This is a genomic window from Pseudomonas sp. OA65, from assembly GCF_017498305.1.
Lineage (GTDB): Bacteria > Pseudomonadota > Gammaproteobacteria > Pseudomonadales > Pseudomonadaceae > Aquipseudomonas > Aquipseudomonas zanjanensis.
On record NZ_JAGDEZ010000012.1, the window covers coordinates 95,187 to 116,009 of the forward strand.

The following is a 20,823-nucleotide window of genomic DNA, read 5'->3' on the forward strand; positions in this document are numbered from 1 at the left end:
AATGGAGACTTTCATCAGGACAAAGAGAGACGCAGGGATGACGCCGAGAAGAGCTGATGCTGGTCAGTAACCAACTCAGAAAGCTGGACATGCAAGACCTGACGGTTTTTGTGGCGGTGTACGAACAGGGCAGCGTCACCCAGGTCGCCGAGGCCTTATGCGTCAGTCAGTCAACCGTGAGCTACTGCCTGAGGAAACTGCGCACCAGTTTCGAAGACGAGCTGTTCATCAATAGCCGCTCCGGCATGCGCCCCACTCATAAAGCCACCGCCATGTATGGCCAGATACTGGGGGTTCTAGAGGCAATCAATCAATGCCATTCCGGTTTCCAGACATTCGATCCGAATCAGGAAGAAATCACCTTCAACCTCTGTGCGCCGGAATACTTCGAACTGCTGATCCTGCCCAAATTGGTCAAACGCTTCATCGGCAAGCGCTTTGCGGTGGTCATCAACACGACGAAATTTCATCGGGATATTCCAGTTGATGCACTGCGAGAGGATCGCTTCGATCTTGTCGTCTGTTTCGGGCCGCACTTCCATGGCGACGTCAAGGGTCTGCGCTCGCAGGTGCTGCTCGAAGACGAGTTGGTGTGCGTGCTCGATAAAAATTTCCCAGCGCCGCAAGAAAGTTTCAGCCTGGAAGCGTTTGTCGCCCGCCAGCACGTATTTCCAACACCTTGGACGTCTGACACCAACATGATCGATGGCTGGCTCGCTCAACAGGGTTACAGCCGAAAGATAGTCGCAAGAGCCAACAGCTACGTAGCAGCGTTGAACCTGATCGTTGGAACCGACTTTATCCTGACACTGCCCCGACGCATCCAGGCATTGATCTGCGATCAAGAACGATTCGGCGAACGCCAGCCACCCACGGGCTTACCGAACTTTACCCTGGACATGATATGGAGCGAAAAAGCGAACCAGAACAGCGCCAACATCTGGCTTCGCGAGCAGATCATGAAAGTATGCGCCGAGGAGGGCCTGCTCTGAGCCCCCCTTCGGAGGGTGCAATGCCGTTCACTTAAGAAAAATGATGACCCTGTGGCGAGGGAGCTTGCTCCCGCTCGGCTGCGAAGCAGTCGTAAACCGGCGGGTGCGGTGTCTGATACGCCGCACTTGGCAGGTTTTGGGGCCGCTTCGCGGCCCAGCGGGAGCAAGCTCCCTCGCCACGGGTTTGCCGATTGCCTTAAGTGAACGGCATTGACTTCGGAGGGTGGGCTTTTTCATGGGCAAAAAAAAATCCGGAAATCCTCACTTTCGTGGGCCTTCCAGACTTTTAAAACAGCAAAAAATGGTGGGTCGTGTGGGATTCGAACCTACGACCAATTGGTTAAAAGCCAACTGCTCTACCAACTGAGCTAACGACCCGCTGTGTGGTGGCGCGTATAATACTGATTTCTAAGGACTATTCAACACTTAATTTGAAATAAATCAAAAATAACGGGTTGGATCGCTCACATCCGCCGCCGCAAAGCCTTCTGCACGCAGGCGGCAGCTGTCGCATTTGCCGCATGCGCGGCCCTGATCGTCGGCCTGATAGCAGGAAACGGTAAGCCCGTAGTCCACGCCAAGCTTCACGCCCGCCTTGACGATGTCGGCCTTGCTGAGATTCTGCAACGGCGCCTGGATGCGGAAACCCTGCCCTTCCACGCCGGCCTTGGTCGCCAGGTTGGCCATGCGTTCGAACGCTTCGACGAACTCCGGGCGGCAGTCCGGGTAGCCGGAGTAATCCACGGCATTGACGCCAATGAAAATGTCGCGGGCGCCCAGCACTTCGGCCCAGCCCAGCGCCAAGGACAGGAACACCGTGTTACGCGCCGGCACATAGGTCACCGGAATGCCTTCACTTGGAGCCTCGGGCACGTCGATGGAGCTGTCGGTCAGGGCCGAACCGCCGATACCGTTGAGGTTCAAGCCGATGACTTTGTGTTCCACTGCGCCCAAGTCCCGGGCCACCCGTTCGGCGGCGTGCAGCTCGGCGCGGTGGCGCTGGCCATAGTCGAAACTCATGGTGTAGCAGCGATAACCCTCGGCACGGGCCATGGCCACGACCGTGGCCGAATCCAGGCCACCGGACAACAGGATGACCGCACGTTTTTCAGCCATGTTCGTATGTTCAGTCATCTCAGCGCCCCGGCTCGTCATTCCAAAGATATTTATGCAGCTGCAATTGCAGGCGCACCGGCAAGTTATCCGCCACCACCCAATCCGCCAGGTCCCGGGCGCTCAAATCGTGGTGGCTCGGCGATAGCAACACTTCGCCGGCCCGCTGATCGAGCCCGTACTGGATTAACTTGGACACAGCCCAGTCGTAATCCTCCCGCGAACAGATCACGAACTTGACCTGGTCGTTGGGCGTCAGCAGTTCGATATTTTCATAGCGGTTGCGATGCGCTTCCTTGGAGCCTGGGGTTTTCAGGTCCACAACGCGGCTGACGCGCGGGTCGACGGCCGAGATATCCAGGGCGCCGCTGGTTTCCAGCGAAACCTCGTAACCGGCATCGCACAACTGCTTGAGCAAGGGGATAGCGTTGGGTTGCGCCAAGGGCTCGCCGCCCGTGACACAGACATAACGCGGACGATAACCGGCCACTTGTTCCAGGATATCGTCGAGGGTTCGCACGGTGCCGCCACTGAAGGCGTAGGCGCTGTCACAGTATTGGCAACGCAGCGGACAACCGGTGAGGCGCACGAATACCGTGGGCAGCCCAGCCGTTCGCGTTTCACCCTGCAACGAGTAAAAAACTTCGGTGATTCTCAATGTGTCTTGCATAGTCGCCACGGGCGTAACAGCTAAACAGGCTGTCCGCCTCCGTCAGGCACTTCAAGGAACCCCGCCAACGCGCAGATCCCAAAAAGCGTGTTTCATAAAAAGGGCGTGAATTCTAACGAAAAAACCCGCGACAGGCGCGGGTTTCTTCAAAACAGCTCAAGCCGGCTTACATGCGTTGCAGATCGCGCTGGGCCAGCTGGGCGGCGGATGTACCCGGGTATTGGGCCACCACCTGCTGCAGAATGCCTTTCACCTTGTCGGTGTGACCGAGGCGGCGCTCTACGTCAGCCAGCTTGTACAGCGAATCCGGCACCTTGGCGTGCTTGGGATACAGTTGCGACACCTTGGCGAACGCCTGGCCGGCACCTTGCAGGTCGCCCTTGGCCAGGTTCACTTCGCCCAGCCAGTATTGGGCATTGCCCGCGTACTGGCTGTTTGGGTATTTGCGCAGGAAAGCGGCAAAGGCCTGGCTGGCCTTGTCGAAATCCTTGGCCTTGATCAGGTCGAAGGCAGCATCGTAATAGAGCTTTTCCTTCGCCGGATCAGCCGGTTCGCCACCGGCGGCAGGTGCTGCCGGAGCGGCTGCCCCCGCGCCTGCGGCTGCACCGGGGGCGTTCAAGTCGCCACCGGCAGGAGAATTTTCAGGAGTCGCGGCAGGTGCAACGCCGGTTCCTATGCGCCGATCAAGATCCTGGTATCGCTCCAGGCTTTCCTGCTTCATGCGCGAGATATCATTTTGCAGTTCTTCGATCACACCTTGTTGGCGCGAGATCTGATCCTGCATTTGCTGCAGTTGGTTGAACAGCTGGCCCTGTGCCGAGACAGGGGTCGAAACCCCTCCCCCGGCATAGGCGCCGTTCGTACCGTAACCTGCAGGCGGATAACTGCTCCCGCTATTGTTATAGCCGGCATCGTTATCGACCACAGGAACCGCAGCCCACGCCGCAAGCGGCGCGAGGCTGAGAGCCAGAACAGTTACAGCACGACGGCACGTTCGCATGACGAATTACTTACGCAGTTCGACGCGACGGTTTTGAGCCCAGGACTGCTCGTCGTTGCCGGTAGCAACTGGACGCTCTTCGCCGTAGGAAACCAGTTCCAGCTGAGCTGGGGAAACACCTTGCAGTACCAGGTAGCGTTGAACGGCTTTCGCACGACGCTCGCCCAGTGCCATGTTGTACTCACGAGTACCACGTTCGTCGGTGTTGCCTTCCAGAACAACGCGAGCGCCGTTCGACTTCAGGTCTTTGGCGTGAACGTCCAGAGCGCGCATGGCTTCTGGCTTCAGGTCCGAGCTGTCGTATTCGAAGTAGAAGGTGGTGATTGCGCGCAGAGCAGCTTCTTCGCTCAGGGAGCCGTCAACTGCACCGGTGTTAGCGCCGTAACCAGCGTTTGGATCAACAGCGCCTTCACCGGCATTGTCGCCGCCTTTGGACGAGCAACCTACAGCTACAGCCATGGCCAGAGCCAGCGCAGCAAATTTACCAAACTTCAGCATTTCCATCGTGAAACTCCTAATGAACCCCAGTGTGTTAAGTAAAACGTATTGCGCCGCGTCAGTTCAGGTAAGGGGACCAGGACGGTTCTCTGACTTCGCCTTGAGCGGTAGGAAGCGGGAGCCTCACGCGTCCATTAATGGACACGAGCATCAAGACTCCCCGGCCCTGCTGGCGGGTGGCGTAGATTACCATGGTGCCGTTGGGCGCAACAGTAGGTGACTCGTCCAGAGTGCTATCAGTGAGGATTTTTACGCTACCGCGCTGCAAATCCTGGGCCGCCACCTTGAAATTGGTGAAGCCATCCTGGCGATGGATCATGACCAGGGTCTTTTCGTCCGCCGACAGTTTAGGGTTGGCGTTGTAGTTACCGACGAAAGTTACGCGTTCGGCACCGCCGCCACCGGCACTGGTCTTGTAGATCTGTGGCTTGCCGCCGCGGTCGGAGGTGAAGTAGATGGTCGAGCCATCCTTGCCCCAGAACGGTTCGGTGTTGATGCCCGGGCCGTTGGTAACGCGGGAGATCGAACGCGAAGCCAGGTTCATCACGTAGATGTCCGGGTTGCCGTCCTTGGACAGCACGAACGCCAGGCGCGAACCGTCCGGCGACCAGGCTGGCGCGCCGTTCAGGCCTTCGAAGTTGGTGATCTGCTCACGACGACCGGTGTCGATGTGCTGCACGAAAATGCGCGGACGCTTCTGCTCGAACGAGACATAGGCGATGCGCTTGCCATCGGGGGCAAAGCGCGGCGACAGGATCGGCTCGCGCGATTGCAGCAGGGTCACCGCACGCGCGCCGTCATAGTCGGAACGCTGCAGGGTGTAGCGGGTGTTGTTCTCGGAGAAGCGCTCGGCCGTCACGTAGAGCATGCGGGTGGAGAACGCGCCCTTGATGCCGGTGAGTTTCTCGAACGACTGGTCGGCGATGTAGTGCGCCATGTCGCGCAACTGATCGACGCTGCCCGACACGCTGCCGGTCAGCACTTGCTGCTCGGTGGCGACGTTGAACAGGGCGTACTGCACCTGCAGGCGGCCGCCGGCCGGAACGATGCTACCGACCATGATGTACTGGGCGCCCAGGGCCTTCCAGTCACGGTAGATGACTTCGCTGGCCTGGGTTGGCAGGCTGATCATGTTCTGCTTCGGAATCGGCGCGTAGTAACCCGAGTTGCGCAGGTCGTTGCCGATGATTTCCGCCATGTCGTCCGGCAGGACGCTACCGCCCTGCCAGCCGAACGGTACGACGGCGATCGGGGTGGCCCGGTCGCTGCCGCTGGTGACCAGGATGTTCTTTTCCTCTGCTACCGCTATCCCTGCCAGGCAGCAGATAACGACCAGCATTGATCGAAGAAGGTTTCTCACAAGGCTAGATCCTCAGGTGTGAATGTCATCTTGAATGAACGATAGGGAGCAAAGTCGCTCGGCTTCATTCCTTGCATTTCCGTCAAACGCCCAATGTTCTTGACCGCTGCGACCGCCGAAGCATCGAACGGACCGTCACCACTGGACTTGGCGACGCTGACCGAGGTAACCGTACCGTCGGGCAACATGCCGATTTGCAATACTACCGTCATGCCTTTGCGCGCCGAAGGTGGACGAGCCCAGCCTTCCGCCGCTCGGGCGCGAATCAGATCATCGTAGCTGCCGGCGACTTCATCGCCCTGTTCGTCGGCCAAGGCCTGCTGGCGCTCAGGCGTGTCGGAAAGCAAATCTGCCAAGGCCTGGGCCTTTTTGTCTTCGGCGGATTTACGCGCTGCGTCCTGGGCCTTTTTCTTGGCGGCGTCGGCGGCGGCTTTCTTCTTCGCGTCTTCGGCGACTTTCTTTTTCGCCTCGTCAGCTTCAGCTTTCTTCTTGGCGTCTTCGGCCGCTTTCTTCTTGGCGTCCTCGACGATCTTTTTCTTCGCTTCTTCAGCGGCCGCTTTCTTGGCCTCTTCTTCAGCGGCTTTCTTGGCTTCTTCTTCGGCTTTCTTCTTGGCTATATCAGCCAATTGTTTCTCTTCTGCCTTCTTGGCCTCGGCGGCTTTCTTCGCGTCGTCGGCTTTCTTGGCTTCGTCAGCCTTTTTCGCCTCGTCCGCTTTCTTCGCTTCATCGGCCTTCTTGGCTTCCTCGGCCTTTTGAGCCGCTTCCTCTTTCTTTTGTTCCGCGGCCTTTATCGCTTCCTGCTCGACCTTCTTCTGTTCCATCTGCTCGACTTCGGTCTGGCGCGCGGCGGATTTCTTCGCCTCACCGGCAAGCTTCTGGTTGGTCTGCGTAGTGGCCTGGCTTTTCGACTTGAGCTGGTACAACGTCGCCTGCACGATCGGCTTGGCCGGCGGCAGCTCCGGGGTCATGGCAAAACTGACGAACAGCATGCCGAACACCAGCACATGCAGGCCGATGGCCAGGACACTGGGCCAGAAGTAGCTTTCCGAGGCGGACGGCTCTCGCTGTTGCTGCATCAGGGGGCCTCGGTGATCAAGCCAACATTACCGACCCCGGCTTTCTGCAGGCCGCCCATGGCGCCCATCACGGCACCGTAGTCGACGGTCTTGTCGCCGCGAATGAAGACCTGGGTGCGCTTGCCGTTGCTGTTGCCGGCATTGATGATCTTGGTCACCGCGTCGGTCATCTGCGGCAAGGTCATGGCCCGGTCCTGCTGCTTCTCGGTATCGACTTCGCTGCCAAGGTTCCAGTAATAGGTCTTGTCAGCCTTGATCGAAATGGTCAGTACCTGGGTGTTGTTGTCCTGCGGCAAGGCTTCGCTGGAAACCTTGGGCAGATCGACCTTCACGCCCTGATTGAGCATGGGCGCGGTCACCATGAAGATGACCAGCAGCACCAACATCACGTCGATGTAGGGCACCACGTTCATCTCGGCAACCGGCTTGCGCTTTTTTCGGGCTCGAGCGATTAAAGCCATTGGGAAATACCTGCTTATTCTTCGCTGGTGTGCACTTTGCGGTGCAGGATCGCCTGGAATTCATCGGCGAAGGTGTAGTAACGGCCGGTCAGCATTTCGCTGCGGGCAGCGAAGCGGTTGTAGGCGATAACGGCCGGGATGGCCGCGAACAGACCGATGGCGGTGGCGATCAGTGCCTCGGCGATGCCCGGGGCCACGGTGGCCAGGGTCGCTTGCTGGGCGGAAGCCAGGCCGCGGAAGGAGTTCATGATCCCCCACACGGTACCGAACAGACCGATGTACGGGCTGACCGAACCGACGGTGGCCAGGAACGACAGGCCCTGTTCGAGTTTTTCTTCCTCGCGGGAAATGGCGACGCGCATGGCACGGGCCACACCTTCCATCACCGCTTCAGGGTCGACACCCGGCTGCTGGCGCAGGCGCGAGAACTCCTTGAAACCGGCACGGAAGATCTGCTCGACGCCCGAATCCGGGTCCGGGTTGCTGCCGGCCTGGCGATACAGCTTGGACAGGTCGATGCCGGACCAGAAGCGCTCTTCGAAGCTCTCCAGGGCACGGCGACCGGCGCGCAGCATGTTGCTGCGCTGAAAGATCATGATCCATGAGGTCACCGATGCGGCTACCAGGGTCAGCATTACCAGTTGCACCACGACGCTGGCATTGCTGACCAGGCTCCACATGGAGGAATGGTCGACGACGTTAGCTTCCACGCTTTATCTCCTGCTCTGAGTGTGTACCCGCGCCGCTCACGCCGGCAAAGGCCGCGCGTAGAGCTTCGGGAATGGCCCGGGGTTTCAAACTATGGGTGCGCACACAGGCCACCAAAAACTGCCCTTCACAGAGCAGCACGTTATCCGTAGCCCGCCTGACCTGCTGCTTGAAACGCAGGCTGACACGGTTCAATTCGATGACATCGGCACTTACCATCAGCTCGTCGTCCAGTCGCGCCGGCGCGTGGTAGCGCGCTTCGCTGGAATGCACGACGAATAACAGGTCCTCCCCTGCCAGCGCGGATTGGGCAAAACCCAGTTCCCGCAGCCGTTCGGTTCGAGCCCGTTCCATAAACTTGAGGTAATTGACGTAGTAGACGATGCCGCCAGCATCGGTGTCCTCGTAATAAACGCGACAGCGATGTGCGAACGACTCCAGCCCGTTTTGCGCGCGCATACTCTAGTGCTTACTCCTCAGGTTGCCAATCGGCCAGGCAACTGTTTTTTCATTCTCGAACGCATTGACGCTCCAGGCGTCGTCTGGGACAGCACGAACCGGAAAAAAGTCGGCGTACAGAGCGCGTTCAATCGTCCACGGCATCGAGGAATTCGTCTACCACCGGCATCTCGCCCATTCGTGTCGGGATGTTTAAGCCAAAGTGCAGGTAGGCATGGCGGGTCACCACGCGCCCGCGTGGGGTGCGCATGATGTAGCCCTGCTGGATCAGGTAAGGCTCCAACACATCCTCAATGGTGTGGCGTTCTTCGCTGATGGCCGCCGCCAGGCTGTCCACGCCCACTGGGCCACCGTCAAACTTCTCGATCATGGTCAGCAGCAGGCGCCGGTCCTGATGGTCGAAGCCTCGCTCGTCGATGTCCAGCAGGTTCAACGCCAGGTCGGCAATCGGCTTGGTGATGTGGCCCTTGGCCCGGACTTCGGCAAAATCCCGGACCCGGCGCAGCAGGCGGTTGGCGATCCGCGGCGTGCCCCGGGCACGCCGGGCAATCTCATAGGCACCGTCGGGGTCCAGCGGTAACCCGAGAATGCCCGCCGAGCGGCTGACGATCGTCGCCAAGTCGGCGTTGTTATAGAACTCCAGGCGCTGGACGATACCGAAACGGTCCCGCAGCGGGTTGGTCAGCATGCCGGCGCGGGTGGTGGCGCCCACCAGGGTGAACGGTGGCAGGTCGAGCTTGATGGAGCGCGCCGCCGGTCCTTCGCCGATCATGATGTCGAGCTGGAAGTCTTCCATCGCCGGGTACAGCACTTCTTCGACGATCGGCGACAACCGATGGATTTCGTCGATGAACAACACGTCATGGGGCTCAAGGTTGGTCAGCAGCGCCGCCAGGTCGCCCGGCCGCTCGAGCACCGGCCCCGATGTGCTCTTGATCGAGACGCCCATTTCCTGGGCAATGATGTTGGCCAGGGTGGTCTTGCCCAGGCCCGGCGGGCCGAAGATCAGGGTGTGGTCCAGCGATTCGCTACGCCCACGGGCAGCCTGGATGAACAGCTCCATCTGCTCGCGCACGGTCGGCTGGCCGATGTAGTCGGCCAGGCTGACAGGACGAATCGCGCGATCCTGGATTTCCTCGCGGTCACGGGGCGCGCCCGTGGCGGCGATCAGACGGTCAGCTTCAATCACTTAAATCATTCCCTTCAGGGCACGGCGAATCATGTCTTCAGTGCTCAGGCCTTTTTCCTTGATGGCGGAAATCGCCTTGCTGGCTTCCTGAGGCTTGTAGCCCAGGGAGATCAGCGCGGTGACCGCATCGTTTTCGGCGCTGACCGCCGGCACCGGCGCATCCGGCTGGTTCGGCACCAGGGCGAACATGGCCGGCACCGCCTCCCAGGCCTTGAAGCGGTCCTTGAGTTCGACCAGCAGGCGCTCGGCGGTTTTCTTGCCCACCCCCGGGACCTTGGTCAGGGCCGAGGTGTCCTGGGACTGCACGCAGCGCACCAGTTCATCGACTTCCAGGCTCGACATCAAGGCCAGGGCCAGTTTCGGGCCGACGCCATTGAGGCGGATCAGCTCGCGGAAAAAATCCCGCTCGCGCTTGCCGACGAAACCATAGAGTAACTGCGCATCCTCGCGCACGACCAAATGGGTGTGCAGGGTCAGCGGCTCGCCGACCGACGGCAAGCGATACAGCGTGGTCATGGGCACTTCCAGCTCATAGCCCAGGCCGTTTACATCCAGAATCAGGTGCGGCGGCTGTTTTTCAGCCAGGGTGCCGCGCAAGCGTCCAATCACGTTTCAGATCCTTGGGCTTAGCCAGCCCGCGGGCTGGCGAGTAACAACACGAGCATTCAGGCCGACGATACAGGCGCAACGGGCTCGGGTTCATGAATGAAGCGCTGATGCTATCAGAGACGCAGGCGCCCGCCACGACTGCGTGCGGTTCCCAAGCCATGGGGCAACAGGCTGGAACGGGTGTGGGCATGGCAAATGGCGATGGCCAGGGCGTCGGAAGCATCGATCTGTGGCTTGCTGACCAGTTTCAACAAGTGCATCACCATCATCTGCACCTGCTCCTTGTTCGCCGCACCCGTGCCGACGACGGCCTGCTTGACCTGGGTCGCGGTGTACTCGGCGATCTCCAGGTTCTCTTCGGCGCCCGCCACAATGGCCGCGCCCCGGGCCTGCCCCAGCTTCAGGGCCGAATCGGCGTTGCGCGCCATGAAGACCCGTTCGATGCCCATGGTCACCGGGCCGTAGGTCTGGATGACTTCGCGCACGCCGCGATAAACGATCTGCAAACGCTCGTGCAGTTCACCTGCACCGGTGCGGATGCAACCCGACGCAACGTACACGCAGCCGCGCCCGGTATCGCGAACCACACCGTAGCCGGTGATGCGCGAACCAGGGTCGATACCAAGGATTAAAGTCATAGCGCCTGCGGTTTGAAGGGGAGTTGTTTGAACCTGTGGGAGCGAGCCTGCTCGCGATAGCGGTATCACTGCAAACATTTTTGCAAGCTGGACCAACGCTATCGCGAGCAGGCTCGCTCCCACATAAAGCACCTACGCATAACCGAACGAGATCGTTGTTCCCACAACGCTATCAGCCCAGCTGTTCAGCCACCGACTCCGGAATATCAGCGTTGGAATAAACGTTCTGCACGTCATCCAGGTCTTCCAGCATGTCGATCAGCTTCAACACCTTTTCAGCACCTTCCAGGTCCAGTTCGGCACTGGTGGTCGGCTGCATGACGATTTCCGCGTCGGCTGGCTTGAAGCCGGCCGCCTCCAGGGCGTTGCGCACGGCATAGAAGCTGGCGAACGACGTGAACACGTCGAACGAACCGTCTTCATGGCTGACCACATCATCGGCATCGGCCTCCAGGGCCGCCTCCGTCAGGGCATCCTCATCGAGGCCCGGGGCGAAGCTGATCTGCCCCTTGCGTTCGAACAGATAGGCCACCGAGCCATCGGTGCCTAGGTTGCCACCGCATTTGCTGAATGCATGACGCACGGCGGCGGCGGTACGGTTGCGGTTGTCGGTCATGCATTCGACCATCACCGCCACGCCGCCCGGGCCGTAACCTTCGTAGGTCAGCTCTTCAACGTTATCCGCCTCGGTTGCACCGGCGCCACGGGCAATGGCCCGGTCGATGATGTCGCGACTCATGTTGGCACCCAAGGCCTTGTCCAGGGCCAGGCGCAGGCGCGGGTTGGAACCCGGATCGCCGCCGCCCTGGCGGGCCGCGACCGTCAGCTCACGGATCCACTTGGTGAAGATCTTGCCTCTCTTGGCATCCTGACGTTCTTTGCGGTGCTTGATGTTCGCCCACTTGGAATGACCTGCCATAACTCGCTCCGTTTCTTTTTGGAACATTGCCCGCCCTGCGCGCACGCAGTGGCCGGCAATCAGAAATATCGACACCAATGAAAAGGCGCATCCGAAGATGCGCCCTCTCAGGTGCCAGCCTTACTCAGCCTTTGGCTGTTCACGCAGGCGGATGTGCAACTCGCGCAACGCCTTGGCGTCCACCACGCCCGGCGCCTGGGTCATGACATCGGCCGCGCTCTGGGTTTTCGGGAACGCGATCACTTCACGGATCGACTGGGCGCCGGTCATCAGCATCACCAGGCGGTCCAGGCCGAAGGCCAGGCCACCGTGGGGCGGCGCGCCGTATTTCAGGGCATCGAGCAGGAAGCCGAACTTCTCTTCCTGCTCCGCTTCGCTGATGCCCAGCAGGCGGAACACCGCCTGTTGCATTTCCTTGCGATGGATACGGATCGAACCGCCACCCAGCTCGGTGCCGTTCAGGACCATGTCGTAGGCGCGCGACAGCGCGGTGGCCGGGTTGGCCTCCAGCTCTTGCGGCGAGCACTTCGGCGCGGTGAACGGGTGGTGCAGCGCAGAGAAGCTGCCGTCGTCGTTTTCTTCGAACATCGGGAAGTCAACGACCCACATCGGTGCCCACTCGCAGGTCAGCAGCTTGAGGTCGTGGCCCAGTTTGATCCGCAGCGCGCCCAGGGCTTCGCTGACGATCTTGGCCTTGTCGGCGCCGAAGAAGACGATGTCGCCGTCAACCGCACCGACGCGATCGAGGATCACGTTGAGGTTGGCTTCCGGAATGTTCTTCACGATCGGCGATTGCAAGCCATCGACACCGGCGGCGCGCTCGTTGACCTTGATGTACGCCAGGCCCTTGGCACCGTAGATGCCGACGAACTTGGTGTAGTCGTCGATCTGCTTGCGCGGCATGCTCGCGCCGCCTGGAACACGCAGGGCGGCGATACGGCATTTCGGGTCGTTGGCCGGGCCGCTGAACACCTTGAATTCGACGTCCTTGAGCTGGTCGGCCACGTCCACCAGTTCCAGCGGGTTACGCAGGTCCGGCTTGTCGGAACCGTAGCGACGCATGGCCTCTTCGAAGGTCATGTGCGGGAACTCGCCGAACTCCAGGCCCAGCACTTCCTTGAACAGGTTGCGGATCATGCCCTCGGTCAGGCCCATGATGTCTTTTTCGTCGAGGAAGCTGGTCTCGATGTCGATCTGAGTGAACTCAGGCTGACGGTCGGCACGCAGGTCTTCGTCGCGGAAGCACTTGGCGATCTGGTAGTAGCGATCGAACCCAGCCACCATCAGCAGTTGCTTGAACAGCTGTGGCGATTGCGGCAAGGCGAAGAAGCTGCCAGGGTGGGTACGGCTCGGCACCAGGTAGTCGCGGGCGCCTTCCGGCGTGGCGCGAGTCAGGATCGGCGTCTCGACGTCGAGGAAGCCGTTCTCGTCCAGGTAACGACGGATGCTGGTGGTCATGCGCGAACGCAGGCGCAGCTTCTCGGCCATTTCCGGGCGACGCAGGTCGATGAAGCGGTAGCGCAGGCGGGTTTCCTCGCCCACGTCGGAGTATTCGTTGAGCGGGAACGGCGGGGTTTCCGCTTCGTTGAGCACTTCCAGCTCGTAGCCCAGCACTTCGATCATGCCCGACGCCATGTTGGCGTTGCCGGCGCCGGCCGGGCGCAGGCGCACCTTGCCGGTGATCTTCACGACGTATTCGCTGCGCACGCGGTCGGCGGTGGCGAAGGTTTCAGCGCGGTCCGGATCGAACACCACCTGGGCCAGGCCTTCACGATCACGGATATCGAGGAAAATCACCCCGCCATGGTCACGGCGACGATGGACCCATCCGCAAAGAGTAACTTCCTGACCTTCCAGGCTTTCGTTCAGTTGGCCGCAATAATGGCTGCGCATCATGGTAGTGGTTTCACTTCTCGTAATTCGACATTCGGTTGGAGGCCCTGCCCGTGCAAGAACTCGCGCGTATTCAACTCAATCAGCTTTGTCGCCACCGGCCAGGTTTTTCTTGGCGCCGGTCTTGAAGTCGGTTTCATACCAGCCGGTACCACCGAGGCGGAAACCTGGCATGGACAGCATCTTCTTCAGCTCCGGCGCCTGGCAGGCAGGGCAGTCGACCAGCGGTGCCGCGCTGATCTTTTGAATGGCTTCCATCTGATGACCACAGGAAGCACATTGATAGTCGTACATCGGCATGGGGTTGTCTCGGCGATCAGGTTACACGCGCAAAGGCAGGCTTTGCGGCAAAGAGCGGGATTATATCCATTAAATGCGGCCTGTGCAGCCGTAAGACCGCACAGTCATTGCCGATCCTTTTGTTCATTAACGGCTTGCGCGACTCATCCTGGCGAGGGAGCTTGCTCCCGCTTGAGTGCGAAGCGCTCACAAAGAGGGCTGCTGCGCAGCCCAGCGGGAGCAAGCTCCCTCGCCACGAATGAACTCATTCCCCTGGGGGACACCGCGCTCGCAACCATTGACGGGGCTAGACCACACGATGATCCATTCCCGCCTCTTTCAAGCTGTGCACCACGCAGACCACACGCACCAACCCGCTGAAATTGCGTACCCCGCCATGCCGCAGGTGCACTTCCCTGTCCACATGGGACAGCAATGTGCTGATGGAGCAGCGGTTGAGCTCGGCCATGTCGCCGAGGATCTCCCAATAGACCTGTTCCAGCCGCAGACAGGTGGCGAACCCGTTCAGACGAATGGATCGGGCCAGGGGCCGGGCCAGTTGCATATCGAACCCTTGGACGAACGGGTCGACGCTGATGGGCTGAAAACGCCCCCGCCGCGCCTCTCCGGGGTCTTTTCCTTGAATCATACCGTTGACACTCCTTTGCCATACGAGCCTCTGGGTTGGAACAACCCATCCGTGGCTCTATAGAAGCTCAACGGCATCGCCAGTTCTAGACGACTTTATGACCATGGACGTAGGACAAGCCAACAGCTGGCCGGCGACGAATTACGCGGTCCTACACAGCAGATGCAGGCAATGCGCCCCACGCCCGGTCATCATCCGCTCGATTATTGGCCTTCGATCAACGCGCGCAGCATCCACGCGGTCTTTTCGTGAACCTGCATGCGCTGGGTCAACAGGTCAGCGGTGGGCTCGTCACTGACCTTGTCCAATAAAGGAAAGATGCCACGGGCCGTACGTGTTACCGCTTCCTGGCCCTCCACCAGTTGCCGGATCATGTCTTCGGCGGCCGGCACGCCCTCCTCTTCTTTAATGGAGGACAAGCGCGCATACACTGAGTAAGCGCCCGGAGCCGGGAAGCCCAGGGCGCGGATTCGCTCGGCAATCAGGTCCACCGCCAGGGCCAGCTCGTTGTATTGCTCCTCGAACATCAGGTGCAGGGTCCGAAACATCGGCCCTGTGACGTTCCAGTGGAAATTGTGGGTCTTGAGGTACAGCACGTAGGTGTCCGACAGCAGGCGCGACAGCCCGTCGACGATGGACTTGCGGTCTTCTTCACTGATACCGATATCAATTGCCATTTGCTTGATCTCCCGAGGGTGATGAATTCGACAACAGCCCTACCCACTCTAGTGGTTTTGGCCGCCTGCGGCCTGCGACAGATCGCCAGCCCTCCAGAACCGACAAGCCAGGGCGACTCACGGTTCCGACACCTTGCGCAATTCGACGCCGCTTGCCTGGCACCCTCGAACATCGGCAAAGCTTTTCTGGCCGACGAACAGCGCGGTGCGCGCCCGTAACGGGTTTGAGAAGGCTCCAGCTTTGCTGTTAAATAGGCAGTGTGTCGCTACGCTTATTTTCCCGAGCGTAGCGCATAGGCTGATTCGGGTACGTGTCCAACGCCTCTCATTGTTTCGAAGCGAACCGTCCCCGACCCGCTCTTCCTTGTGATCTGTCTTAACCGTGAGCCAATCAAAATGTTGAAAATCGTCCACTTGCTAATGGGCGCAGCTGCCCTGCTGCTGTCCTTCATCCCTAGCCTGGGTTCCGAAGCCACACCTTACCTGCAACATCCCGATGCACTGTACCTGGCCTTTTTCGGCCTGCTCAACCTGACCCTTGCGCCTGTCATCCCTTACTGGAACAAAGGTCCACGTCACCAACTGCAAAACCTTGTCAGCGCCCTGCTGGTGCTGGCCGTTGCCTTGCAAACCCTGGCCCTGTTGGCACCCATGCCGGAAATCGGCGGCCAACCGGCCATCCTGTTCAGCCTGGCCGCGGCGCTGTTCGCCGTGGCACTGCACCTGGCCGTCAGCTTCTACAAGAAGTCGTCGCCGGCCGCCGCTGCGCAGAACTACGACATGTCCAACCGCGATACCGGCACGGTGAAGTGGTTCAACACGTCCAAGGGTTTCGGCTTCATCTCCCGCGACTCCGGCGATGACATTTTCGTGCATTTCCGGGCCATTCGTGGCGAAGGCCATCGCGTCCTGGTGGAAGGCCAGCGCGTGGAGTTCTCCGTGATGAACCGCGACAAGGGCCTGCAAGCCGAAGATGTGATCGCCGCGCTGCCGCGCCGCTGATCCAAGCGTAAAAAAACCGCGATGCAGCCTGGCTGCTCGCGGTTTTTTAATGCCTGGAAATCGGCCCACGTCAGTAGTGAGGCGGCGGCGCTTCTTCCTCGAACGACTCGAATTGCCCGGCCATTTCTTCCTGGCGCTTGAGCAACGCCGCCATTTGCAGCTGCAGACGCTCGACCACCCGCTGCTGCGCCACCAGCACATCGTTCAATGCCTGGATGGTGTCATCCTGGAACGCCAGGCGGCTTTCCAGATCGGTTACGCGTTCTTCGAGGTTCATGGTTCAGCCCTCCAGAAACTTGAAATCATCGGCCAGGGCCACTCGCAACCGTTCGCGAATGGCCGCGACCTGCCCCGCATTATAAGGCTGGGCCGGATGCTTGCCCCAGACCGGCGCAGGCCAGGCGGCATCATCGCGCTTGCGCACGATGACATGCATGTGCAATTGACTGACGACGTTACCCAAGGTTGCAACGTTCATCTTATCCGCATCGAACGAATCCTTGAGGGTTTCGGCCAGCGACGTGGTTTCTTTCCACAGTTGTTGTTGATCAGCGTCATCCAATTGAAATAATTCGCTGATATCTTCCCGCCGCGGCACGAGGATGAACCACGGGTAGTTGGAGTCGTTGGACAAGAGCAAACGGCACAACGGGAAATCGCCGATAGGCAATGTATCTTGTTGCAGTCGTGGATCTAAGGCAAACACCGCGCGTACTCCTCGTTATCGATTCTGCCCGGCTCAACGGCCCGCAGGCCTGCGTCGGACACAGGGGTGCAGCATACCCGCGAACGCCGGATCGATCACTGCGTAGCGTCCCGGCGCCCGGTTCTTCGAACGTTTTTTTGCAACAAGCGGCATCAACCTGTGCCAGTGGCGCACCAACACAGCGCAAGCGGCACGGCAATGCCCTGGAAGGACCGTGCCAGGGCCCAGGCAAAACCTCGACGTTGTAAGATTTTCGTACAACCTGAATTTTTTTTGCACCAAAACAGCACAGTGCGTCTACGCTCAGTGCACAAAGCATCCGTGATTTACTCACTGGGTAGGGTGAACCGGTAACGTTTTTGATTGTCTTGCCGAATTTGCCGATGCCAAACACGGGAGCCCGCACGAGTCAACCCTATTTAAAACAAGGCCTTTGGAGCCCGGTTTCATGAGGTTTCACCGCGTCAACCGGTGAAATGTGAAAAAAATGTAAACGAAATCCGGGTTTGAGCATGCTTGTTGCATTCATACTCGCACTGTCCAAGGGGCTCGCCGGAAGCGAGAACCTGCCGACACACAAATTAAAGTGGCAAGGCTGCCCACAGGAGCTTCAAACGCGGTAACGACGGACTCTTTACACCGATGCCGAAAAAAGAAAACAACATAAAAGTTGTGAATACGGTTGCGTCGGAACAGCTGAAATGCGACATGGATCGAGCCATTGGCGACAGGGTCGTAAAGAAGCTGAAAGGTTGAATGGGCAAGTATCGCCAAAGAATGTCGACGTGATATAAGTTTGCGCCGACACAAAAAGAAAGAGCCGCCCAGATAAAAAAACAGGTGGGACGGCAGTACTCTTCTAAAAACCAAAGGAGCAAATCACGATGCGCGTGATGAAGTGGAGCATGATCGCACTGGCTGTATCGGCCAGCGTTTCGCAGTTCGCAGTGGCCTCTTCCCAGGAAGAATCCAAGGGCTTTTTTGAAGATCAGAGCTTGAACGTTCTGAGCCGCATGCTGTACATGAATCGTGATTGGAAGAACAACGCTAGTGACGAGCAAAGCTATCGTGAAGAGGCCGGCCTTGGCGTACGCGCTATTTACGAGTCGGGCTTTACCCAAGGTACCGTCGGTGTAGGCGTTGACGCCTTCGCATTGGGCTCGGCCCGATTCGACGGTGGCACTGGTCGTGCTGGTAACGGTTTGTTCGCCCAAGACGCCGATGGCGACCTGGAAAAAACTCAATCGAAGGCTGGCGGCGCGGTTAAATTCCGTCTGTCCGACACCGTTCTGAAATACGGTAACCAGTTCACCAGCAGCCCAGTGTTCTCCACCGATGACAGCCGTCTGCTGCCTGAAGTAGCCACCGGCACCTTGATCACCAGCAAGGAAATCAAGGGTCTGGAACTGAGCGCAGGTCGCTTCACTTCCCTCAGCGCACAAACTGGCATGGGCCGTGACAGCATCAATGGTCGTGACAGCGATACCGGTATCCGTAATCCTGGCCTGACCTCCGCCAACATTGCAGGTGCAACCTACCAGTTCACCGATAATTTCGTAGCTGGCGTGGCTGCTTCCGACGTTGAAGATTACTTCAAGAAGAAGTACATCAACCTGAACTACACCCTGCCGATCAACGAAGATCAGTCCGTGAACTTCGACTTCAACGGCTACGACAGCAAGAGCCAGGGTCAAGAGCGCAGCGGCGACATCGACAACCGCATCTGGTCCCTCGCAGCAGCCTATAGCATCGGCGCCCACAAGTTCACCGTGGCTCACCAGCGCTCCACCGGTGATAGCGGTTACGCGTATGGCGTTGACGGTGGCGGCACTATCTTCCTCGCCAACTCCATCCAATACTCCGACTTCAACAATCAGGACGAGCGCTCCTGGCAGGGTCGCTACGACCTGAACATGAAGACCTACGGCGTTCCTGGCCTGAGCTTCATGACTCGCTACGTCCGAGGCGACAACATCACCGTTGGCGACGATAGTGACAACAAAGAACACGAACTTGACTTCGAAACCAAATACGTCATGCAGAGCGGTCCAGCAAAAGACCTGTCTTTCCGTGTTCGTAGCGCGTTCTATCGTGGTAGCACCGGTGTTGGCAGCGACAACAACGACTTCCGCTTCATCGTCGAATACCCACTGAGCATCTTGTAATTCAGTGCTAGTTCGATAGCTTCACCCGCGACAAACAAAAACCGCTCACCTGATCCAGGTGAGCGGTTTTTTTATATCCACTGCAATGTCAGATTTAGCTAAACTTTTAAATAGCAAGCTAACTAAACATAACCTGACCCCAGTGCCAAGTTATATTCAGATCGTTATTGCGCGGCCCCTTCCTGAACCACTCGAATCACGCGCTGTGGAAACGGAATATCAATGCCCGCGTCCTTCAAGCGATCCCGCGCCTGCTCATTAAGCATGAACATCACATTCCAATAATCCGCAGTCTTGACCCAAATACGCAACGACACCGTGATCGCACTGTCGCCCAAGGTAGAAATCACTGCTTCAGGCGCCGGATCTGCCAGCACGCGTTCATCCTTGGCCAACTCCAACAACACTTCCCGGGCCTTTTGCAGGTTGGCCTGGTAATCCACGCCGACGTCGAACACGACCTTGCGGGTCGGCTGGCGGTTGGTATTGGTGATGATGCCGTTCGACAGATTGCCGTTGGGCACGATCACGGTCTTGTTGTCACCGGTACGAATCACCGTGTGGAAAATCTGGATACTGTCCACAGTTCCCGCGACCCCCTGGGCTTCAATCCAGTCACCGATGCGGAACGGACGGAACAGCAAGATCAGCACGCCACCGGCGAAGTTCGCCAGGCTGCCTTGCAAGGCCAGGCCAATCGCCAGGCCGGCGGCACCGATGGCGGCGACGAACGAAGTGGTTTCCACACCGATCATCGAAGCGACGCTGACGATCAGCAATATCTTCAGGATGATGTTGGCCAGGGTACTGATAAACCCTTGCAGGGCCAGGTCGGCGTTACGCAGGGCCAACAGCGCACCCAGTTTCTGCGTCACTTTGTTGATCAACCACCAGCCGATGGCCAGGGTGATGACGGCCAGCAGCACGCGGCTGCCGTATTCCATGATCATGGGAATCCAGGTCTGGGAAGCCTTGACCAGGTTGTCCACTTCAGCGTTCAAGTCCATCTAACTCTCCTTATTCCTGTTGCACGCGGCATTGTGTGGCGAGGGAGCTTGCTCCCGCTGGGCTGCGTAGCGGCCCTATTGATGGGTGCTGCGCACCCAAGCGGGAGCAAGCTCCCTCGCCACGGTAACCGCGAAAATCCGAAATCAGTCGCGAAAATTATTGAATTGCAGGGGCATGTCGAATGCCTTGGCGCGCAGTGCCGCAATGGCTTCTTGCAAGTCGTCACGTTTCTTGCCGGTGACCCGCACCTGCTCGCCCTGGATGGCGGCTTGTACCTTGAGCTTGGCGTCCTTGATATGAGCGACGATCTTCTTGGCCAGTTCCTTGTCGATACCTTCCTTGAGCACGGCTTCCTGCTTCATCAACTTGCCCGAGGCATAGGCGTCCTTGACTTCAAGGCACTGCACATCGATCTTGCGCTTGACCAGCGCCAGCTTGAGGATCTCGATCATCGCCTCGAGCTGGAAGTCGGCCTCGGCGGTCAGGTTCACGGTCAGGTCTTTTTCCTTGAACTCGAAACTGCCCTTGCCCTTGAGGTCATAACGACGGTCGAGTTCCTTGACGGCGTTTTCAACCGCGTTGGTGACTTCGTGCTTGTCCAGTTCGGATACCACGTCGAATGACGGCATGTAGTGTTCTCCAAATAAAAAGGCGCGCCAGTATCAACGGCGCGCGCTTGGCTTGTGGTTAAAATCGGGCTCATTATAACGGCTCTTTTCCTGCCGACACTGCGAGCCCTCCGATGCCTGCAT

Annotated in this window: 24 protein-coding genes and 1 tRNA gene; 3 read left to right on the forward strand and 22 right to left on the reverse strand. The window is 59.0% G+C overall.

All coding sequences use genetic code 11. The features are described 5' to 3' along the window. Window positions 1-56: 56 nt before the first annotated feature. A complete protein-coding gene (locus J3361_RS13030; RefSeq protein ID WP_207964934.1) occupies window positions 57-992 on the forward strand; it encodes a LysR family transcriptional regulator in 936 nt (311 codons plus the stop codon). A 302-nt stretch (window positions 993-1,294) separates the two neighbouring features. Here J3361_RS13030 and J3361_RS13035 read toward each other — a convergent pair. The 18 genes from J3361_RS13035 to J3361_RS13120 form a co-directional block, all read right to left on the reverse strand. After that, window positions 1,295-1,370: transfer RNA gene (locus tag J3361_RS13035), tRNA-Lys, on the reverse strand. Between the two features lie 63 nt (window positions 1,371-1,433). Next, window positions 1,434-2,108, reverse strand: a complete 675-nt coding sequence (gene queC / locus J3361_RS13040) for a 7-cyano-7-deazaguanine synthase QueC (protein WP_207964980.1) — start codon at window positions 2,106-2,108, stop codon at window positions 1,434-1,436. 19 nt (window positions 2,109-2,127) lie between these two features. Further along, window positions 2,128-2,775, reverse strand: coding sequence for a 7-carboxy-7-deazaguanine synthase QueE (gene queE / locus J3361_RS13045; RefSeq protein WP_053124607.1), 648 nt, complete (start codon window positions 2,773-2,775; stop codon window positions 2,128-2,130). Between the two features lie 166 nt (window positions 2,776-2,941). Beyond that, entirely contained in the window at window positions 2,942-3,775 is an 834-nt protein-coding gene (gene ybgF, locus J3361_RS13050) for a tol-pal system protein YbgF (protein WP_186706352.1), read from the reverse strand. A gap of 6 nt (window positions 3,776-3,781) precedes the next feature. Further along, the gene (gene pal / locus J3361_RS13055) at window positions 3,782-4,279 is read right to left on the reverse strand and encodes a peptidoglycan-associated lipoprotein Pal (RefSeq protein WP_003205029.1); all 498 of its coding nucleotides are present in this window, start codon (window positions 4,277-4,279) and stop codon (window positions 3,782-3,784) included. Between the two features lie 52 nt (window positions 4,280-4,331). Next, window positions 4,332-5,612, reverse strand: a complete 1,281-nt coding sequence (gene tolB / locus J3361_RS13060) for a Tol-Pal system beta propeller repeat protein TolB (protein WP_014339915.1) — start codon at window positions 5,610-5,612, stop codon at window positions 4,332-4,334. Window positions 5,613-5,629: 17 nt separating this feature from the next. Then, window positions 5,630-6,709 carry a cell envelope integrity protein TolA gene (gene tolA, locus J3361_RS13065; protein ID WP_207964935.1) on the reverse strand — a complete coding sequence of 360 codons (1,080 nt, stop codon included), beginning with the start codon at window positions 6,707-6,709 and terminating at the stop codon, window positions 5,630-5,632. After that, window positions 6,709-7,161, reverse strand: a complete 453-nt coding sequence (tolR, locus tag J3361_RS13070; protein ID WP_162277330.1) for a protein TolR — start codon at window positions 7,159-7,161, stop codon at window positions 6,709-6,711. Before tolR ends, tolA begins: the two co-directional genes overlap by 1 nt. A gap of 23 nt (window positions 7,162-7,184) precedes the next feature. Next, on the reverse strand, window positions 7,185-7,880 hold the full coding sequence (gene tolQ / locus J3361_RS13075) for a protein TolQ (protein WP_014339916.1): 696 nt from the start codon (window positions 7,878-7,880) through the stop codon (window positions 7,185-7,187). Continuing rightward, window positions 7,870-8,337, reverse strand: a complete 468-nt coding sequence (gene ybgC / locus J3361_RS13080; protein WP_186706354.1) for a tol-pal system-associated acyl-CoA thioesterase — start codon at window positions 8,335-8,337, stop codon at window positions 7,870-7,872. Before ybgC ends, tolQ begins: the two co-directional genes overlap by 11 nt. 127 nt (window positions 8,338-8,464) lie before the next feature. Further along, complete coding sequence (gene ruvB / locus J3361_RS13085; protein WP_003178599.1) at window positions 8,465-9,526, reverse strand: Holliday junction branch migration DNA helicase RuvB; 1,062 nt, start codon at window positions 9,524-9,526, stop codon at window positions 8,465-8,467. Next, window positions 9,527-10,135, reverse strand: coding sequence for a Holliday junction branch migration protein RuvA (gene ruvA / locus J3361_RS13090; RefSeq protein WP_053124616.1), 609 nt, complete (start codon window positions 10,133-10,135; stop codon window positions 9,527-9,529). A gap of 113 nt (window positions 10,136-10,248) precedes the next feature. Next, window positions 10,249-10,773 carry a crossover junction endodeoxyribonuclease RuvC gene (gene ruvC / locus J3361_RS13095; RefSeq protein ID WP_014339919.1) on the reverse strand — a complete coding sequence of 175 codons (525 nt, stop codon included), beginning with the start codon at window positions 10,771-10,773 and terminating at the stop codon, window positions 10,249-10,251. Between the two features lie 172 nt (window positions 10,774-10,945). After that, window positions 10,946-11,692: a YebC/PmpR family DNA-binding transcriptional regulator gene (locus J3361_RS13100; RefSeq protein ID WP_018614256.1), complete on the reverse strand. Its 747-nt coding sequence runs from the start codon at window positions 11,690-11,692 to the stop codon at window positions 10,946-10,948. Window positions 11,693-11,812: 120 nt separating this feature from the next. After that, window positions 11,813-13,588, reverse strand: a complete 1,776-nt coding sequence (gene aspS / locus J3361_RS13105; protein WP_207964936.1) for an aspartate--tRNA ligase — start codon at window positions 13,586-13,588, stop codon at window positions 11,813-11,815. Between the two features lie 75 nt (window positions 13,589-13,663). After that, window positions 13,664-13,885, reverse strand: a complete 222-nt coding sequence (locus tag J3361_RS13110) for a zinc ribbon domain-containing protein (RefSeq protein WP_003178589.1) — start codon at window positions 13,883-13,885, stop codon at window positions 13,664-13,666. Window positions 13,886-14,171: 286 nt separating this feature from the next. Continuing rightward, window positions 14,172-14,513: a ribbon-helix-helix domain-containing protein gene (locus J3361_RS13115; RefSeq protein ID WP_207964937.1), complete on the reverse strand. Its 342-nt coding sequence runs from the start codon at window positions 14,511-14,513 to the stop codon at window positions 14,172-14,174. A gap of 203 nt (window positions 14,514-14,716) precedes the next feature. Then, complete coding sequence (locus J3361_RS13120) at window positions 14,717-15,190, reverse strand: Dps family protein (RefSeq protein WP_207964938.1); 474 nt, start codon at window positions 15,188-15,190, stop codon at window positions 14,717-14,719. A 396-nt stretch (window positions 15,191-15,586) separates the two neighbouring features. On the opposite strand from J3361_RS13120, the gene J3361_RS29705 reads away from it, so the two are divergent. After that, a complete protein-coding gene (locus tag J3361_RS29705; protein WP_207964939.1) occupies window positions 15,587-16,192 on the forward strand; it encodes a cold-shock protein in 606 nt (201 codons plus the stop codon). A gap of 70 nt (window positions 16,193-16,262) precedes the next feature. Here the strand turns inward: J3361_RS29705 and J3361_RS13130 are convergent, their stop codons facing one another. After that, window positions 16,263-16,469, reverse strand: coding sequence for a SlyX family protein (locus J3361_RS13130; RefSeq protein WP_060740896.1), 207 nt, complete (start codon window positions 16,467-16,469; stop codon window positions 16,263-16,265). A 3-nt stretch (window positions 16,470-16,472) separates the two neighbouring features. Continuing rightward, on the reverse strand, window positions 16,473-16,898 hold the full coding sequence (locus tag J3361_RS13135) for an HIT domain-containing protein (RefSeq protein WP_207964940.1): 426 nt from the start codon (window positions 16,896-16,898) through the stop codon (window positions 16,473-16,475). Window positions 16,899-17,782: 884 nt separating this feature from the next. Between J3361_RS13135 and J3361_RS13140 the strand changes: the two genes are divergently transcribed. After that, entirely contained in the window at window positions 17,783-19,063 is a 1,281-nt protein-coding gene (locus J3361_RS13140; protein ID WP_207964941.1) for an OprD family porin, read from the forward strand. A 164-nt stretch (window positions 19,064-19,227) separates the two neighbouring features. On the opposite strand, the gene J3361_RS13145 is transcribed toward J3361_RS13140, so the two are convergent. After that, the gene (locus tag J3361_RS13145) at window positions 19,228-20,070 is read right to left on the reverse strand and encodes a mechanosensitive ion channel family protein (protein WP_207964942.1); all 843 of its coding nucleotides are present in this window, start codon (window positions 20,068-20,070) and stop codon (window positions 19,228-19,230) included. 144 nt (window positions 20,071-20,214) lie between these two features. Then, window positions 20,215-20,700 (reverse strand): YajQ family cyclic di-GMP-binding protein, encoded by a 486-nt coding sequence (locus J3361_RS13150; RefSeq protein ID WP_186706362.1) that lies wholly within the window; start codon window positions 20,698-20,700, stop codon window positions 20,215-20,217. Window positions 20,701-20,823 lie beyond the last annotated feature (123 nt).

Excerpts from the sequence above, each read along its gene's own strand:
- J3361_RS13030 (WP_207964934.1), top strand. The coding sequence starts at position 57 with ATGCTGGTCAGTAACCAACTCAGAAAGCTGGACATGCAAGACCTGACG.
- queC (WP_207964980.1), bottom strand. The coding sequence starts at position 2,108 with ATGGCTGAAAAACGTGCGGTCATCCTGTTGTCCGGTGGCCTGGATTCG.
- queE (WP_053124607.1), bottom strand. The coding sequence starts at position 2,775 with ATGCAAGACACATTGAGAATCACCGAAGTTTTTTACTCGTTGCAGGGT.
- ybgF (WP_186706352.1), bottom strand. The coding sequence starts at position 3,775 with ATGCGAACGTGCCGTCGTGCTGTAACTGTTCTGGCTCTCAGCCTCGCG.
- pal (WP_003205029.1), bottom strand. The coding sequence starts at position 4,279 with ATGGAAATGCTGAAGTTTGGTAAATTTGCTGCGCTGGCTCTGGCCATG.
- tolB (WP_014339915.1), bottom strand. The coding sequence starts at position 5,612 with ATGCTGGTCGTTATCTGCTGCCTGGCAGGGATAGCGGTAGCAGAGGAA.
- tolA (WP_207964935.1), bottom strand. The coding sequence starts at position 6,709 with ATGCAGCAACAGCGAGAGCCGTCCGCCTCGGAAAGCTACTTCTGGCCC.
- ybgC (WP_186706354.1), bottom strand. The coding sequence starts at position 8,337 with ATGCGCGCGCAAAACGGGCTGGAGTCGTTCGCACATCGCTGTCGCGTT.
- ruvC (WP_014339919.1), bottom strand. The coding sequence starts at position 10,773 with ATGACTTTAATCCTTGGTATCGACCCTGGTTCGCGCATCACCGGCTAC.
- J3361_RS13100 (WP_018614256.1), bottom strand. The coding sequence starts at position 11,692 with ATGGCAGGTCATTCCAAGTGGGCGAACATCAAGCACCGCAAAGAACGT.
- aspS (WP_207964936.1), bottom strand. The coding sequence starts at position 13,588 with ATGATGCGCAGCCATTATTGCGGCCAACTGAACGAAAGCCTGGAAGGT.
- J3361_RS13110 (WP_003178589.1), bottom strand. The coding sequence starts at position 13,885 with ATGCCGATGTACGACTATCAATGTGCTTCCTGTGGTCATCAGATGGAA.
- J3361_RS13115 (WP_207964937.1), bottom strand. The coding sequence starts at position 14,513 with ATGATTCAAGGAAAAGACCCCGGAGAGGCGCGGCGGGGGCGTTTTCAG.
- J3361_RS13120 (WP_207964938.1), bottom strand. The coding sequence starts at position 15,190 with ATGGCAATTGATATCGGTATCAGTGAAGAAGACCGCAAGTCCATCGTC.
- J3361_RS29705 (WP_207964939.1), top strand. The coding sequence starts at position 15,587 with ATGTTGAAAATCGTCCACTTGCTAATGGGCGCAGCTGCCCTGCTGCTG.
- J3361_RS13130 (WP_060740896.1), bottom strand. The coding sequence starts at position 16,469 with ATGAACCTCGAAGAACGCGTAACCGATCTGGAAAGCCGCCTGGCGTTC.
- J3361_RS13140 (WP_207964941.1), top strand. The coding sequence starts at position 17,783 with ATGCGCGTGATGAAGTGGAGCATGATCGCACTGGCTGTATCGGCCAGC.
- J3361_RS13145 (WP_207964942.1), bottom strand. The coding sequence starts at position 20,070 with ATGGACTTGAACGCTGAAGTGGACAACCTGGTCAAGGCTTCCCAGACC.
- J3361_RS13150 (WP_186706362.1), bottom strand. The coding sequence starts at position 20,700 with ATGCCGTCATTCGACGTGGTATCCGAACTGGACAAGCACGAAGTCACC.